At 69.8% G+C, this 13,662-nt stretch carries 13 protein-coding genes and 1 tRNA gene; 12 read left to right on the top strand and 2 right to left on the bottom strand.

Annotated elements, in window-relative coordinates; genetic code table 11:
* Positions 1-64: 64 nt before the first annotated feature.
* From U5817_RS24275 to U5817_RS24260, 4 genes are all read left to right on the top strand, one after another.
* On the top strand, positions 65-3,412 hold the full coding sequence (locus U5817_RS24275; protein WP_407279124.1) for an EAL domain-containing protein: 3,348 nt from the start codon (positions 65-67) through the stop codon (positions 3,410-3,412).
* 75 nt (positions 3,413-3,487) lie between these two features.
* The gene (locus U5817_RS24270; protein WP_407279123.1) at positions 3,488-4,648 is read left to right on the top strand and encodes an ABC transporter substrate-binding protein; all 1,161 of its coding nucleotides are present in this window, start codon (positions 3,488-3,490) and stop codon (positions 4,646-4,648) included.
* A 13-nt stretch (positions 4,649-4,661) separates the two neighbouring features.
* On the top strand, positions 4,662-5,294 hold the full coding sequence (locus U5817_RS24265; RefSeq protein WP_407279122.1) for a flavin prenyltransferase UbiX: 633 nt from the start codon (positions 4,662-4,664) through the stop codon (positions 5,292-5,294).
* The gene (locus U5817_RS24260; RefSeq protein WP_407279121.1) at positions 5,294-5,917 is read left to right on the top strand and encodes an LON peptidase substrate-binding domain-containing protein; all 624 of its coding nucleotides are present in this window, start codon (positions 5,294-5,296) and stop codon (positions 5,915-5,917) included. The genes U5817_RS24265 and U5817_RS24260 overlap by 1 nt, the downstream gene beginning before the upstream one ends.
* A 97-nt stretch (positions 5,918-6,014) precedes the next feature.
* Here U5817_RS24260 and mutY read toward each other — a convergent pair whose 3' ends face one another.
* Complete coding sequence (mutY, locus tag U5817_RS24255; protein ID WP_407279120.1) at positions 6,015-7,109, bottom strand: A/G-specific adenine glycosylase; 1,095 nt, start codon at positions 7,107-7,109, stop codon at positions 6,015-6,017.
* A 132-nt stretch (positions 7,110-7,241) separates the two neighbouring features.
* Between mutY and U5817_RS24250 the strand changes: the two genes are divergently transcribed.
* The 7 genes from U5817_RS24250 to U5817_RS24220 all read left to right on the top strand — a co-directional run bounded on the left by U5817_RS24250 (position 7,242) and on the right by U5817_RS24220 (position 13,068).
* Positions 7,242-7,742, top strand: a complete 501-nt coding sequence (locus U5817_RS24250; protein WP_169125252.1) for a flavin reductase family protein — start codon at positions 7,242-7,244, stop codon at positions 7,740-7,742.
* A 135-nt stretch (positions 7,743-7,877) separates the two neighbouring features.
* Positions 7,878-8,402 carry a hypothetical protein gene (locus U5817_RS24245; RefSeq protein WP_407279119.1) on the top strand — a complete coding sequence of 175 codons (525 nt, stop codon included), beginning with the start codon at positions 7,878-7,880 and terminating at the stop codon, positions 8,400-8,402.
* Positions 8,399-9,772, top strand: coding sequence for a GAF domain-containing protein (locus U5817_RS24240; RefSeq protein WP_407279118.1), 1,374 nt, complete (start codon positions 8,399-8,401; stop codon positions 9,770-9,772). Before U5817_RS24245 ends, U5817_RS24240 begins: the two co-directional genes overlap by 4 nt.
* A 124-nt stretch (positions 9,773-9,896) precedes the next feature.
* A complete protein-coding gene (locus U5817_RS24235) occupies positions 9,897-10,862 on the top strand; it encodes a thiamine pyrophosphate-dependent dehydrogenase E1 component subunit alpha (protein ID WP_407279117.1) in 966 nt (321 codons plus the stop codon).
* 10 nt (positions 10,863-10,872) lie between these two features.
* On the top strand, positions 10,873-11,844 hold the full coding sequence (locus tag U5817_RS24230; protein ID WP_407279116.1) for an alpha-ketoacid dehydrogenase subunit beta: 972 nt from the start codon (positions 10,873-10,875) through the stop codon (positions 11,842-11,844).
* Between the two features lie 85 nt (positions 11,845-11,929).
* Entirely contained in the window at positions 11,930-12,433 is a 504-nt protein-coding gene (locus U5817_RS24225) for a cytochrome C (protein WP_407279115.1), read from the top strand.
* Between the two features lie 104 nt (positions 12,434-12,537).
* Positions 12,538-13,068, top strand: a complete 531-nt coding sequence (locus tag U5817_RS24220; protein ID WP_407279114.1) for a superoxide dismutase family protein — start codon at positions 12,538-12,540, stop codon at positions 13,066-13,068.
* 60 nt (positions 13,069-13,128) lie between these two features.
* Here the strand turns inward: U5817_RS24220 and U5817_RS24215 are convergent.
* Positions 13,129-13,203, bottom strand: a tRNA-Gly gene (locus U5817_RS24215).
* A 123-nt stretch (positions 13,204-13,326) separates the two neighbouring features.
* Between U5817_RS24215 and thiS the strand changes: the two genes are divergently transcribed.
* Positions 13,327-13,530, top strand: a complete 204-nt coding sequence (gene thiS / locus U5817_RS24210) for a sulfur carrier protein ThiS (RefSeq protein WP_407279113.1) — start codon at positions 13,327-13,329, stop codon at positions 13,528-13,530.
* The last annotated feature ends 132 nt before the right edge of the window (positions 13,531-13,662 follow it).

Here is a 13,662-nt window from a genome sequence, read left to right as displayed (position 1 = left end):
CTGCGTCAGCGAGTCTTGCCCCGCAGATGGCCTGCGGGCGGACACGGGCGGGATCGAGGCGGCGATGATCGATCCGTGGGCGTTCGTACGCAGGCGGCGCCCGCTGCTGGTCGGCCTGCTCGTCTTCGTCGTGACGGCGCTCGTTGCAGGCGTGCTGATCGCGCATTTCGAGCGTCAACGCATCCAGGTCCGCCGCGCCGAGGTGGCCGACGAGCTGTTCGACAAGGCGCAGGATCTGCGCAGCAACGTCGAGCATGCGCTGGCAGTGACCTACGCGCTCGCGGCGCTGGTGCGTCAGGGGGGCGGCAGCATCCCGAATTTCGACACCCTGGCCGAGCAGATGCTGCCTTTCTATCAGGGCGCTTCCGCACTCGCCCTGGCGCCGGGCGGCGTGGTGCGGCAGATCGTGCCGCTGGCCGAGAACAGCGGTGTGATCGGACACGACCTGCTGGCCGATCCGGCGCGCAACCGTGAGGCCTTTCTTGCCCGCGATACCGGCAAGCTGACGCTGGCCGGACCCTTTCCCTTGCGTCAGGGCGGCGTCGGCGCGGTCGGGCGCCTGCCGGTGTACCTGCCGGACGAGAGCGGGCGTCAGGCGTTCTGGGGCTTTGTCGCGGTCGTGATCCGTTTCCCTGACGTGCTGGAGACGGCCTTGTTGCCGTCGGTCGAGAAATACCGCTTCGACTACGAGTTGTGGCGCACCCATCCGGACACGGGGGCGCGGCAGGTCATCGCCGCCTCTTCCGACCGCCCGCTGGAGCAGCCGGTGGAGCATGACGTCGTGGTCCCCAATGGCACGTGGACGTTGGGCGTGGTGCCCGTCGACGGGTGGGGCGACGATTCGCCGCTTCCGTTCGAACTCGCCGCGGCGGCGCTGCTGTGCTCCGCGCTGGCTTGGCTGGCGATGAGCCTGATGCAACTGCGCGAGCACCGCCGCGCCTTGCAGGGCGTGGTGGCCGAGCGGACGGCGGAACTGACGGCGCGCGAGGCGCGGTTGGCGGCCCTGATCACGTCCTTGCCCGACAAGATGCTGCTGATCGACGCCGACAGGCGGATCACGGAGTGCCATGCGCCGGAACCGGCGCTGCTTGCCGCCCCCGTCGATCAGCTGCTCGGACGCCCCTATGCGGAGACGGTCCCGCCCGAGGTCGCGGCGAAGTTCGATGCGACCATCGACGCGATCGCGGCGGACGGCGTGCCGCGGCAGACCGAATATGCGCTGGAATTGGCCGACGGCGTGCATCACTTCAGCGCCTCGATCAGCCGGCTGGCCGGCGCCGAGGGCTCCGGCGGGTACATCGCGCTGGCGCGCGACATCTCCGAGCGGGTGCGCATGGAGCGGGCCTTGGCCGAGAGCGAGATGCGCTATCGGGCCTTGTTCGCCAACAGCCGGGTGGTGATGCTGGTGATCGATCCGGCGACCGGCGCCATCGTCGACGCGAACGACAAGGCCTGTGCGTATTACGGCTACGGGCACGCGGTACTGACGCGCATGTCGATCTCCGACATCAACGTGCTGTCGCGCGAGGAGGTGCTGCAGGAGATGGCACGGGCGCGGGCGCGCGCGGCGGACTTCTTCCAGTTCCGTCACCGCCTCGCGAGTGGAGAGGTGCGCGATGTGGAGGTGGCGAGCGGCCCGATCGAAATCGAGGGCCGCAGCCTGCTGTATTCGATCGTGCAGGACGTCACCGAGCGGCGCCGCTACGAGAAGCTCATGCGCGAGGCGATGGTCGTGTTCAATGCGTCGAGCCAGGCGATCATGACGACCGACGCCGACGGCGTGATCACGTCGGTGAACCCGGCTTTCTGTGCGATCACCGGCTATGCGCCCGAGGAAGTGATCGGTCATCGCTCGTCGATGTTCAAGTCCGGCCGCCACGACCAGGCCTTCTTCGAGTCGATGTGGTCGCGCCTCGCGGAGGCGGGCGCCTGGGACGGCGAGATCTGGAATCGCCGCAAGAATGGCGAAACCTATCCGCAATGGCTCACCATCACCTCCGTGCGCGATGCCGACGGCAAGGTTTCAGAGTACGTCTCCCTGTTCAGCGACATCACCGAGCGCAAGCAGCAGGAGGAGGCGATGTGGCGACAGGCGAACTACGACCCGCTGACCGGGCTGGCGAACCGCAGCCTGCTGCAGGACCGCCTGGAGCGCGCCCTCGCGCAGGGGCGGCGGCACGGCAGCAAGGTCGGGCTGGTCTTCCTCGACCTCGACGGCTTCAAGTGGATCAACGATTCGCTCGGTCACGATGTCGGCGACCAGTTGCTGATCGACGTGGCGAACCGCCTGCAGCGTTGCGTGCGCAATCAGGACACGGTCGCGCGCCTGGGGGGTGACGAGTTCACGGTCGTCGTGAACGACCTGCACGACCAGCGCGACCTGGAGGATCTCCGCGCCATCTCGGAGAAGCTCGTCGCGGTGCTGCGCGAGCCCTTCCAGCTGCGCAACGCGCCGCATTACATCTCGGGCAGCGTCGGCATCACGGTGTTTCCCGACGACGGTGATGACGTGCAGAGCCTGCTGCGCAACGCCGACATCGCGATGTACAAGGCGAAGCAGGCAGGGAAGAACCGCGCCCAGTTCTATGCGCCGCACATGCAGGCCGACGCGCTGGCGCGCATCCAGCTGGAAACGGACCTGCGGACCGCCCTCGAGCAGGAGCAGTTCGTGCTGCATTACCAGCCCATCGTCGCGGCGACGAGCGGGCGGGTGGTCGGCGCCGAGGCGCTGATCCGCTGGAACCACCCGCGCCGCGGCATGGTTGCGCCCGGCGAGTTCATCGAGGTGGCGGAAGACTGCGGCCTGATCGTGCCCATCGGGGAATGGGCGTTGCGCGAGGCGGTGCGACAGTCGTGCGCCTGGCGCGAGGCGGGGCAGTCGCCGCTGCGCATCGCGGTCAACGTCTCGGGGGTGCAGTTCCGCGAACCCGGCCTGCCCGAGATCGTGCGCACGCTGTTGCCCGAAGGCGAAGGCCGGGCGCAATTGATGCTCGAGATCACCGAGTCCGTGCTGATGGACGGCAGCGAGGAGGCCGAATCGCGCATGCGCGAGATCAGGGACTACGGCATCGCCTATGCGCTGGACGACTTCGGCACGGGCTTCTCCTCGCTGTCCTACCTCAAGCGTTTCCCGGTCGATGTGGTGAAGATCGACCGCAGCTTCGTGCGGGATTGCCCCGACGACCACAGCGACGCGAGCCTCGTCGAGGCGATCATCAACATGGCGCACAGCCTGGACCTGAGCGTCACCGCCGAAGGCGTGGAGTCGGTGGAGCAGCGCGATTTCCTGCGGGATCTGGGCTGCGATTTCCTGCAGGGCTACCTCATCGGGAAACCGCTCTCGCCCCTCGAGTTCGCCGCCTTCGCGCGCGCCAATGCCCCCTTCGTGCAGGATGCCGCGTTCGCGGGCTGAGGGCGGTGCATGGCGCCGAGGCAGCGGCTTCGCGGATAATCGCGGGGTGGCGCCGCAGGGGCGCCGGGAGCCTTCATGAATCTCTTCCATCGCCTCTTCTGCGCGCTGGGCATCGCCGCCGCGTCCGCCGCCGCCGCGCAGGCGCCGGGTGTCAGCGAGCGCGAGATCGTCGTCGGCAGCATCCAGGACCTGTCGGGGCCGATCGCGCTGCTGGGCGTGCCGGTGCGCGACGGCATGCAGATGCGCTTCGACGACGCCAACGCCGCCGGCGGTGTGCATGGGCGCAAGCTGCGCCTGGTCGTCGAGGACGCCGGCTACGACCCGAAGAAGGGCGTGCTCGCCGCGCGCAAGCTCGTCCAGCGCGACCGCGTCTTCGCCTTCCTCGCCAACCTCGGCACGCCGGTGGTGATGGCGACCATGCCGCTGATCGTGGACGCCGGCCGGCCGCATCTCTTCCCCTTCTCGCCGCACGAATCGACTTACGCGCCGCGCCATCCGCTGAAATTCCAGATGTTCGCGCCCTACCAGGACTACATGGACGCGGCGACGCGCCACATGGTGCAGACGCACGGTTACCGCAAGACCTGTCTGCTGTACCAGGACGACGACTACGGCCTGGAGGTGATGAAGGGCGTCGAGGCGGGCTTGGCGAAGCTGCAGCTGCCGCTCGCCGAGAAGACCAGCTACAAGCGCGGCGCGACCGACTTTTCCAGCCAGGTCGCGCGCCTGCGCGGCGCGGGTTGCGATTTCGTGGTGCTGGCGACGGTCGTGCGCGAGACCGTCGCGGCCGTGTCCGAGGCGCGCCGCACCGGCTGGAATGTCGACATGCTGGTGACCGCGTCGGGCTATTCGGCGCAGACGCACGAGCTCGGTGGCAAGGCGGTCGAGGGGCTGTACGGCGTCACCGTGCTGCCGCACCCCTATGAGGCGGGCGCGAACGGCCAGCTCGCCGACTGGATCCGCCGCTATCGCGAGCGCTTCGGCGTTGCGCCCAACGTGTGGAGCGCGATGGGCTACACGGTCGCGGACCTCTTCGTGAAGGCCGCGGACAAGGTCGGGCGCGATCTCACCGTCGAGCGCTTCACCGCGGCGCTGGAGACGCTGCATACCCCGCGCGACTTCTTCGGCGGCCCGGAGTATCGTTTCAGTCGCGACGAGCACCTCGGCAACCGCCACGGCCGCATCGCGCAGATCCGGGATGGCCGCTGGGCGATCCTGACCGACTACCTGAAGTGAGAATCCCTCCCCGATGAGCCCCGCCGTCCCGCAGACCGTCGCCGTCGCCTTCACCGGCGCCTCGGGCATGCCCTACGGGCTGCGTCTCGTCGAATGCCTGCTCGCGGCCGGCTGCAAGGTGTGGCTGCTGTATTCGCAGGTCGCGCAGATCGTCGCGCGCCAGGAGATGAACCTCGAGCTGCCCTCGCGCCCGGCCGAGGTCGAGGCGCAGCTCGCCGCGCGCTTCGGGGCCGCGGAAGGGCAGCTGCGCGTGTTCGGCCGCGAGGAATGGTTCGCGCCGCTCGCCTCCGGCTCCAACCCCGCCGACGCGATGGTGGTGTGTCCGTGCACCATGGGCACGCTCGCTGCGATCGCCGCGGGCCTCTCGCAGAACCTCATCGAGCGCGCCGCCGACGTCGCGATCAAAGAAGGGCGCAAGCTCGTGCTGGTGCCGCGCGAGACGCCCTTCTCGGCGATCCACCTCGAGAACATGCTCAAGCTCGCGCGCCTGGGCGTCGTGATCCTGCCGCCCAGCCCGGGCTTCTACAACCACCCGCAGACGGTCGGCGAGATGGTCGACTTCGTCGTCGCACGCGTGCTCGACCAGATCCGCGTGCCGCACCGCCTGATGCAGCGCTGGGGCGAGACGGAAGGGGAGGACGCGTGATGGAGCATGCGGACCTGCTGCCCCTCTTTCCGCTGCAGACGGTGCTCTTCCCCGGCGCGCTGCTGCCGCTGCACGTGTTCGAGGCGCGCTACATGGACCTCGCGACGCGCTGCCTGAAGGAAGGCACGGTGTTCGGCGTGAACCTGATCGCGGAAGGCCACGAGGTCGGCGCTCCGGCCCGGCCCTACGAGGTCGGCGTGAGCGCGCGCATCGTCGAATGGGACGTCGCCAGACCCGGCACGCTGGATATCGTCACGCGCGGCGAACGCCGCTACCGTGTCCTGCGCTCCGAGCACGGCGCCAACGGCCTGCTGTTCGGCGAGGTGGAATGGCTCGCCGAGGCGCCGCACCGGGCCATTCCCGACAATTGCCAGCCCCTGGTCGAGCTGCTGCGCGCGATCGTCGACGACGCGGGCCGCGCGCGCCTGCCCGAGCCGCACGATTTCGGCGACGCCGGCTGGGTCGGCCTGCGCTTCGCGGAGGTGCTGCCGATCCCGGCGCAGGCCAAGCAGGCCCTGCTGGAACTGGACGAGCCGCTCGACCGGCTCGAGATCATCCGCCAGTTCCTCGACCAGCGCGGGCTGCTCGGGGAGCGCATGGCGAAGTCCGGCAAACGTGGCTGAAGCCCAACCCCCCCTGCGTCCCTGTGGGAGCGGCTTTAGCCGCGAATTGGCGCCCGTTCGCGGCTGAAGCCGCTCCCACGGAACCGAACTCGCAAACTCAACCCGCCCCGCGCGGGCTCAACAGATCACCACCGGATCCCGCGAGCTCCGCAAGGATGCGGCGCACGGGGGTGGGCAGGCCGGCGTCGGCGAGGCTGTCGAGCGCGAGCCAGCGGTGGTCGGCGTCCGCCGCCATGCGCCCGTGGCCGTCGACTTCGAGCAGCAGCGGCGTGATCTCCAGGCGGAAATGCGTGAAGACGTGATTCAGCACGGGCAGCGCCTTGGCCTCGCCTGGCCGCAGGCCGTAACGTGCTGCGACCCAGCCCGCCGGATCGGACGAGTCACCGGGAATTTCCGGCAACGTCAGCAGCCCGCCCCAAATCCCCGTCGGCGGCCGTCGTTCGAGCAGCACCGTCCCGTCGGCCACGATCACCGCGACCTGCGCATGGCGCTGCGGCATCGCCTTCTTCGGGCGCGCCGCGGGTAGTTCGGCGACGCGCTCCTCGCGCAGCGCGACGCAGATATCCGCCATCGGGCAGCGTCCGCAGGCGGGTTTGCCGCGCGTGCACAGCGTCGCGCCAAGGTCCATCTGCGCCTGGATGTAGGTGCCGATTCCGGTGTGCGGCAGCAGCTCCTCCGCCAGCGCCCACAGGCGCTGTTCGACCGCGCGTTCGCCTGGAAAACCGTCGATGCCGAATACGCGGCACAGCACGCGCTTGACGTTGCCGTCGAGGATCGCTGCGCGCTCGTCGAAGGCGAAGGCCGCGATCGCCGCGGCGGTCGAGCGGCCGATGCCCGGCAGCTCGGCGATCTCGGCGGCGCTGCGCGGAAACCCGCCGCCGTGCCGTGCGACGACCGCCTGCGCCGCCTTGTGCAGGTTGCGTGCGCGGGCGTAGTAGCCCAGCCCGCTCCACAGCGCGAGCACGTCATCGACGGGGGCCGCGGCGAGGCTGACGACGTCCGGGAAGCGCGCGAGAAAGCGCGCGTAGTAAGGGATCACCGTGTCGACCTGGGTCTGCTGCAGCATGATCTCCGACAGCCAGATGCGGTACGGGTCGCGCGTGTTCTGCCATGGCAGGTCGTGGCGTCCGTGCCCGCCGTGCCACGCGATCAGCCGCGTCGCGAAGTCGCCATTCCTCGTCGTCCGTTCCATTCCTTGCCTTGTTCCATTCGGTTCATGCCTGCGCTGCGTTGCCCTGCGCGGTGTGCGCAGCGATAATCGCCGGTTCCATCCCATTTTCGCGCCTGCTCCGTGCGGGGCAAGCGCCGATCACAAGAACCGACCATGTCCCAGCCGCCCGTCACCCATCAGGATTTCACCCGCGCGTTTCGCGACGCCCTCGGCATGTTCGCGACCGGCATCGCCGTCGTCACGACGCGCGCCCCCAGCGGCGAGGCGATCGGCCTGACGGTCAACTCCTTCAACTCGGTGTCGCTCGACCCGCCGCTCATCGTCTGGAGCCTGTCGCGCAATCTTGCCAGCCTGCCGGTGTTCGAAGCCTGCGAATACTACGCGGTGAACGTGCTCGCGGAGGATCAGCAGCACCTGTCGCAGCTTTTCGCGACGCGCTCGGACGACAAGTTCGCGGGGCTGGACATCGACGACGGCCTGTACGGCGTGCCGCTGCTGAAGAACTGCTGCGCGCGCTTCGAATGCCGCAACACCGCGCGCCACGATGGCGGCGACCATCTCGTGTTCCTCTCCGAAGTCGTGCGTTTCGACCGCGAGGACCGCGCGCCGCTGGTCTACCATGGCGGCGCCTATCGCCGCCTCGCCGCGGGCTGACGTCCCGACCTGTTCTCCGGGCGTCGCGCGGGGGCGGGCGAACTATACTGTGTTGAGAGCCGGCGTACGACCGGCGACGCCGTTCCCGCAGCGGAGCGGTCCCGACCCCCAACCGCCACGATCGCCTGCGACCGGATGCCCGATCAGCCGTCTTCCGTTCCGTCCGCCGTTCCCGAATCCCCGATCGACGCCGAGCTCGCGGCCTTCATCACGACGGCGGGCGTGTCGATCAGCGTCGGCTCGTCCGGTGCGGGGCTGCTGCCCAGCATCACGCGCGGCATCGGCTGCCGCGTCGCCCCCGACCGGCGGCGCGTGAGCGTGTTCGTCGTGGCCGAGCAGTCGCGCGAAGTCCTCGACGACGTGCGCGACACGCGGCGCATCGCCGCGGTGTTCAGCCAGCCGTGCAACCATCGCACGCTGCAGCTCAAGGGCCGCGATGCGGTCGTCGAGGCGCTCGAGGCGGGCGACCGCGAGCGCATCGAGCGCTACCGCGGGGCCTTCTCCGCCGAACTCGGGGCGATCGGTTTCGGCCCGCTGTTCACGCACGCGCTGATCGACAGCGGCGGGGGCGAGATCGTCGCGATCGCCTTCACACCCTGCGCGGCCTTCGACCAGACGCCCGGCCCGCGCGCCGGCGAGCCGCTCGCGCACGCGAAATGACGCCGCGGCTCGACGCGATCCGCGAATGCCTGGAAGGCGCGGTGCCGGGCATCATGGCGACCTGCGCGGCCGACGGCACGCCCAACGTCGCCTACCTGTCGCAGACCGAGTATGTCGACGGCCAGCACATCGCGCTGTCCTACCAGTTCTTCAACACCACGCGCCGCAACATCCTCGCGAACCCCGAGGCGCGCCTGATCGTCACGCATCCGCACACCGGCGAACGCTTCCGCCTGCGCCTGCGCTACCTGCGCACCGAAACCGCGGGGCCGCTGTTCGAGCGCATGAAGGCCAAGCTCGCCGGCATCGCATCGCACACCGGCATGAGCGGCGTGTTCCGCCTGCTCGGTTCGGACATCTATCGCGTTTCCGCGATAGAGCGCATCCCCGGCGCCGCGCTCGCGCCGCCGCCCCCCCGCGCGAGCCTGCTCGCCGCGCTGCGGGCCGTGTCGGCGCGCATCGCCGGCTGTCGCGAGCTGGACCTGCTGTTCAGCGACACGCTCGACGGGCTGGAAGCGCAGTTCGACATCCGCCACGCGATGGTGCTCCTGCTCGACGGGGCAGGCACGCGCCTGTACACGATCGCGAGCCGCGGCTACGAGGCCTCCGGCGTCGGCTCCGAGATCCCGCTCGGCCAGGGGGTGATCGGCGTCGCCGCACGCGAAGGCACGCCGATCCGCATCGGCTATGCGACGCTCGAATACGCCTACGGCCGCGCGATCCGCGCCGCGGCGGAGGCGAACGGGCTCGCGGCCGCGTTGGAAACCGAGATTCCGCTGCCCGGGCTCGCCGACTCCGCCAGCCAGCTCGCGGTGCCGATCCGCGCCGCCGGGCGCCTGCTCGGCGTGCTCTACGTCGAGAGTCCGCACAACCTGCGTTTCGGCTACGACGACGAGGATGCGCTCGTCGCGCTCGCCGGCCAGCTTGGCGCGACCATGCTTTCGCTGCAGCAGGCGAGCGAGCTCCAGGAGGAGGTGCTCGTGCCCGAGCCGCCACCGCAGCCCTCCGAAGGCCGCCCGGTGCTCGTGCGCCACTACGCCGAGGACGACAGCGTCTTCCTCGATGACGACTACCTCATCAAGGGCGTGGCCGGCTCGATCTTCTGGGCGCTGGTGCGCGACCACGTCGAATCCGGCCGCAGCACCTTCAGTAACCGCGAGCTGCGCCTCGACCCGCGCATCCGCCTGCCGGACCTCTCCGACAACCTCGAGGCGCGCCTGATCCTCCTGCGTCGCCGCCTCAACGAGCGGCAGGCCTGCGTGCGCCTGGAAAAGGCCGGTCGCGGGCGCCTGCTGCTCACCGCATCGCGTCCCCTGACCCTCGTCGAGGTCGGGCAGGGCGGCGCGCGCCCCGACAGCGCGTGCTGCTGAGCCGGCTTCCTAAATCTTCCCTCAGCGAATCCTAAGAGTCCCTTAAGCCCCGTCCACGGCGGGCTTCGCACGCCTAGAGTGCCTCCACGCGGTTCACCGGACCGCCCGATTCTGGAGACGACACATGCACCACAGCGAACAAGCCCCGTCCCCGCTCGCGCTGCTGGAGACGATGATGCTGATCCGGGCCTACGAGGAAGCCCTCGTCGGCATCGCCGCGGGCGGCAACGCGCCCGGCACCTGCACCTCGGTCGGCCAGGAGGCCGCCGCCGCGGGCGTCGTGCGCGCGCTCGCGCCGCAGGACCGCATCCTCACCAACCACCGTAGCGCCGGCCACCTCCTCGCGCGCGGCGCCGACCCGGGGCGCATGATCGCCGAGGTGCTCGGCAAGCGCACCGGCTACTGCAAGGGCAAGAGCGGCTCGCTGCACATCTCCGCGGCCGAGCTGGGGGTAGTGCTCACCTCCACCATCGTCGGCGGCGAACTCTCGCTCGCGCCGGGCGTGGCGCTCGCGCGCACGATGACGCCCGGCGACGACGGCATCGTCGCGACCTTCTTCGGCGACGGCGCCGCCTGCGAAGGCGTGTTCCACGAATCGATCAACCTCGCCGTGGTGTGGAAGCTGCCCATCCTCTACGTGTGCGAGAACAACGAATGGCAGGCCTTCGTGCATCGGCGCGAGACCATGCCGATGGCGCACGTGCGCGACTGGGCCGCCGCGCACGGGCTCGTCGCCGAAACCGTGGACGGCAACGATGCCGAAGCCGTGCACGCCGCGGCGGCACGCCTGGTCGCGCGCATCCGCGAAACCGGCGAACCGGCCTTCCTCGAGACGCTCACCTACCGCACGCGCGGCCACTACGAGCCGGACGACCAGTTCTACGTCGACCGCGCCGAACTCGCGGCGTGGCAGGCGCGCGACCCGATCGAGCTGCTCGCCAAGCGCCTGCGCGCCGCCGGCCGCCTCGACGACGCGCGCCTCGCGCAGATCCGCGCGCGCGTCGCCGCCGTGATCGACGAGGCCGTCGCCTTCGCGAACGCCTCGCCCTGGCCCGAAACCGCCGAACTCTTCACCGACGTCTACGCCTGAGGAACCCGCCATGCCCCGGATCACCGTCAATGAAGCGATTGCCCAGGCGATCGCCGAGGAAATGCGCCGCGACCCCGCCGTGCTGATGTTCGGCGAAGGCGTCGCGACCAAGCGCGGCGAGCTCGTCGCCGAATTCGGCACTGCACGCGTGCGCAACACCCCGCTCGCCGAAGGCATCATCGCCGGCACCGCCGCGGGTGCCGCGGCGAGCGGGCTGCGCCCCGTCGTCGACCTGCTGTTCGCGCCCTTCCTGTGCTTCGCAATGGACGAGATCGTCAACAGCGCCGGCAAGCTGCGTTACATGTCGGGCGGCCAGTTCAAGTTCCCGATGGTCGTGCTGGCGCAGAGCGGCGCCGGCTGGACGGTCGGTGCGCAGCACAACCACAACCTCGAGGCCTGGTTCGTGCACAGCCCCGGGCTCAAGGTCGTGATGCCGTCCTCGCCGGCCGATTTCAAGGGCCTCCTGAAGGCCGCGATCCGCGACGACAACCCGGTTTTGTTTTTCATGGATCTCGCGCTCGGCTTCCAGGCCGGCGAGGTGCCCGCAGGCGAGCACGTCGTGCCGCTGGGCCGCGCCGCGACGCTGCGCGAAGGGCGTGACGTCACGCTCGTGAGCTACGCGAAGACCGTGCACCACTGCGTCGCCGCCGCCGAGATGCTGGCCGGGCAGGGCATCTCCGCCGAGGTCATCGACCTGCGCTCGCTCAAGCCCCTCGACGAGGCCGTGATCCTCGCCTCGGTGCGCCGCACCGGCCGCATCGTCGTCGTGCATGAGGCGAGCCGCCTGTGCGGCGTCGGCGCCGAAGTCGCCGCGCTGGTCGCCGAACACGCCTTCGACGCGCTGAAGGCGCCGATCCGTCGCCTCACCGGCCCGGACACCCCCGCGCCCTCGTCGTGGCCGCTCGAGCAGGCCTTCGTGCCGCAGGCCGACGCGATCGCCGCGGCGGCGCGCGAACTGGTCGGCGCGCGCGTCTGCGCCTGAGGGCGCGACCGCCCTCCGGAGTCTTCCTAAAACAATGCTAAGGGCGCGCCGCGCGAGGCGCTCCCGCCCCAACGAGAGGATCGTCATGAATATCCAGCTTGCCCGTCTCGTCCTGTCCCTGCTCGCGGGCCTCGCGGCCCATCCGGCGTCGGCCGGGGACGACCGCGCCGTCGATCGCGGCCGCTACCTCGTCTCGATCGCCGGCTGCAACGACTGCCATACCGACGGCTACATCGAGACCGACGGCAAGGTGCCCGAGCCGCGCTGGCTCACCGGCTCCGCCGTCGGCTTCAGCGGCCCGTGGGGCGTGAGCTATCCCGCCAACCTGCGGCTTGTCGCCGCGAAGCTCGACGAGCCCGGCTGGCTCGCGCGCGTGCGCCAGGGTGGTCTGCCGCCGATGCCGTGGCCGTCGCTGCGCGCGATGAGCGAGGCCGACCTGGTCGCGATCTACCGCTACCTGCGTCACCTCGGCGCGGCCGGCGAGCCCGCGCCGCAGGCGGTCGCACCGGGGCAGCCGATCGCGACGCCGCACTTCGTGTTCGTCCCGCAGCCGCCGCAGCCGCTCAAGACCGGGGCGCTCGCGCGCTGAGGGGGGCGCCTATTCCTTTCTGCGTATCAATGGTCCATGATGAACCGCGGCCGGCCGAGCAGTCGGCCGCACGACATCCTCCATTCGAGAAAGGATAGTAGAACATGAATTTCCGCTCCCTCATCCCCACACTGCCCGCAACCCTCCTCATCGCCGCCTGCAGCAACCTCGGCCTCGGCGGACCGATCACCGCCGAAGCGCTCCTGGCCCCGACCAAGGGCAATGCGGCCACCGGTACGGTCAAGTTCACCGAGGTCGACGGCGGGGTGCTCATCGACGCCAGCGTGACCGGCCTCTCGCCCGGCAAGCATGGCTTCCACATCCACGAGAAGGGCGATTGCTCCGCGCCCGACGCCACCAGCGCCGGCGGCCACTTCAACCCGACCGGCAAGCCGCACGGTGACCCGGCGAAAGGCGACCGCCACCTCGGCGACATGCCGATGCTGGTCGCCGATGCGAACGGCAACGCAAAGCTGGGCACGATCCTCGAAGGACTCACGATCAGCGGCAAGGGCAAGGGCAACATCGTCGGCCTCGGCGTGATCGTGCACGCCGCCCCCGACGACTTCACGACGCAGCCGACGGGTAATTCGGGCGCACGTGTCGCGTGCGGCGTGATCGCGCGCCCGAAGTAGGCGAAGCGGGAGCCGAAACGAAGAAGGGCCCGGCGTCTGCCGGGCCCTTCCGGGGAAATCTGGAGCGGGTGAAGGGAATCGAACCCTCGTCATCAGCTTGGGAAGCTGAGGTAATAGCCATTATACGACACCCGCAAATCCGGCCCGCGTGGCGAACCGAGGCGCCATTCTAATGGCCGGAATGGCGCCGCGCAATGCGTCGGGACGGCGGCGCGGCGCGTGGTAAGATTTTTGTTTGATGCATCAGACCGTTTCACCATGATCCAGCTCATCATCAACGGCCAGACCGAGCGCCTGGAGCAGCCGACCACCGTGCTGGGCCTGCTCGAGGCGCGCGAGCTCGCCGGCAAGCGTCTCGCGGTCGAGCGTAACGGCGAGATCGTCCCCAAGGGGCGGCACGCCGAGACCCTGCTCGCGGACGGCGACCGTCTGGAAATCGTCGTCGCCGTCGGCGGCGGCTGAAGAGATCATGAACAAGGCTACTGCGCGGCCCGATTTCGCCCCTGCGATGCTCGCCGTACCACTTGTACGGCTGTGCTTCTCGAGCCGAACTCGGGCCGCTCGCTACGCCTTCTTCACGATCTCTTAGTGCTC

It is taken from the genome of Aromatoleum evansii (assembly GCF_045689615.1).
In the GTDB taxonomy this organism is placed as follows: Bacteria; Pseudomonadota; Gammaproteobacteria; order Burkholderiales; family Rhodocyclaceae; genus Aromatoleum; species Aromatoleum evansii.
The sequence above is the reverse complement of the archived record's forward strand: the minus strand, read 5'-3'. Positions and strand labels throughout refer to the sequence as shown.

Excerpts from the sequence above, each read along its gene's own strand:
- U5817_RS24240 (WP_407279118.1), top strand. The coding sequence starts at position 8,399 with ATGACGCCGCGGCTCGACGCGATCCGCGAATGCCTGGAAGGCGCGGTG.
- U5817_RS24235 (WP_407279117.1), top strand. The coding sequence starts at position 9,897 with ATGCACCACAGCGAACAAGCCCCGTCCCCGCTCGCGCTGCTGGAGACG.
- U5817_RS24260 (WP_407279121.1), top strand. The coding sequence starts at position 5,294 with ATGGAGCATGCGGACCTGCTGCCCCTCTTTCCGCTGCAGACGGTGCTC.
- U5817_RS24270 (WP_407279123.1), top strand. The coding sequence starts at position 3,488 with ATGAATCTCTTCCATCGCCTCTTCTGCGCGCTGGGCATCGCCGCCGCG.
- U5817_RS24275 (WP_407279124.1), top strand. The coding sequence starts at position 65 with ATGATCGATCCGTGGGCGTTCGTACGCAGGCGGCGCCCGCTGCTGGTC.
- U5817_RS24250 (WP_169125252.1), top strand. The coding sequence starts at position 7,242 with ATGTCCCAGCCGCCCGTCACCCATCAGGATTTCACCCGCGCGTTTCGC.
- thiS (WP_407279113.1), top strand. The coding sequence starts at position 13,327 with ATGATCCAGCTCATCATCAACGGCCAGACCGAGCGCCTGGAGCAGCCG.
- mutY (WP_407279120.1), bottom strand. The coding sequence starts at position 7,109 with ATGGAACGGACGACGAGGAATGGCGACTTCGCGACGCGGCTGATCGCG.
- U5817_RS24230 (WP_407279116.1), top strand. The coding sequence starts at position 10,873 with ATGCCCCGGATCACCGTCAATGAAGCGATTGCCCAGGCGATCGCCGAG.
- U5817_RS24265 (WP_407279122.1), top strand. The coding sequence starts at position 4,662 with ATGAGCCCCGCCGTCCCGCAGACCGTCGCCGTCGCCTTCACCGGCGCC.
- U5817_RS24245 (WP_407279119.1), top strand. The coding sequence starts at position 7,878 with ATGCCCGATCAGCCGTCTTCCGTTCCGTCCGCCGTTCCCGAATCCCCG.
- U5817_RS24220 (WP_407279114.1), top strand. The coding sequence starts at position 12,538 with ATGAATTTCCGCTCCCTCATCCCCACACTGCCCGCAACCCTCCTCATC.
- U5817_RS24225 (WP_407279115.1), top strand. The coding sequence starts at position 11,930 with ATGAATATCCAGCTTGCCCGTCTCGTCCTGTCCCTGCTCGCGGGCCTC.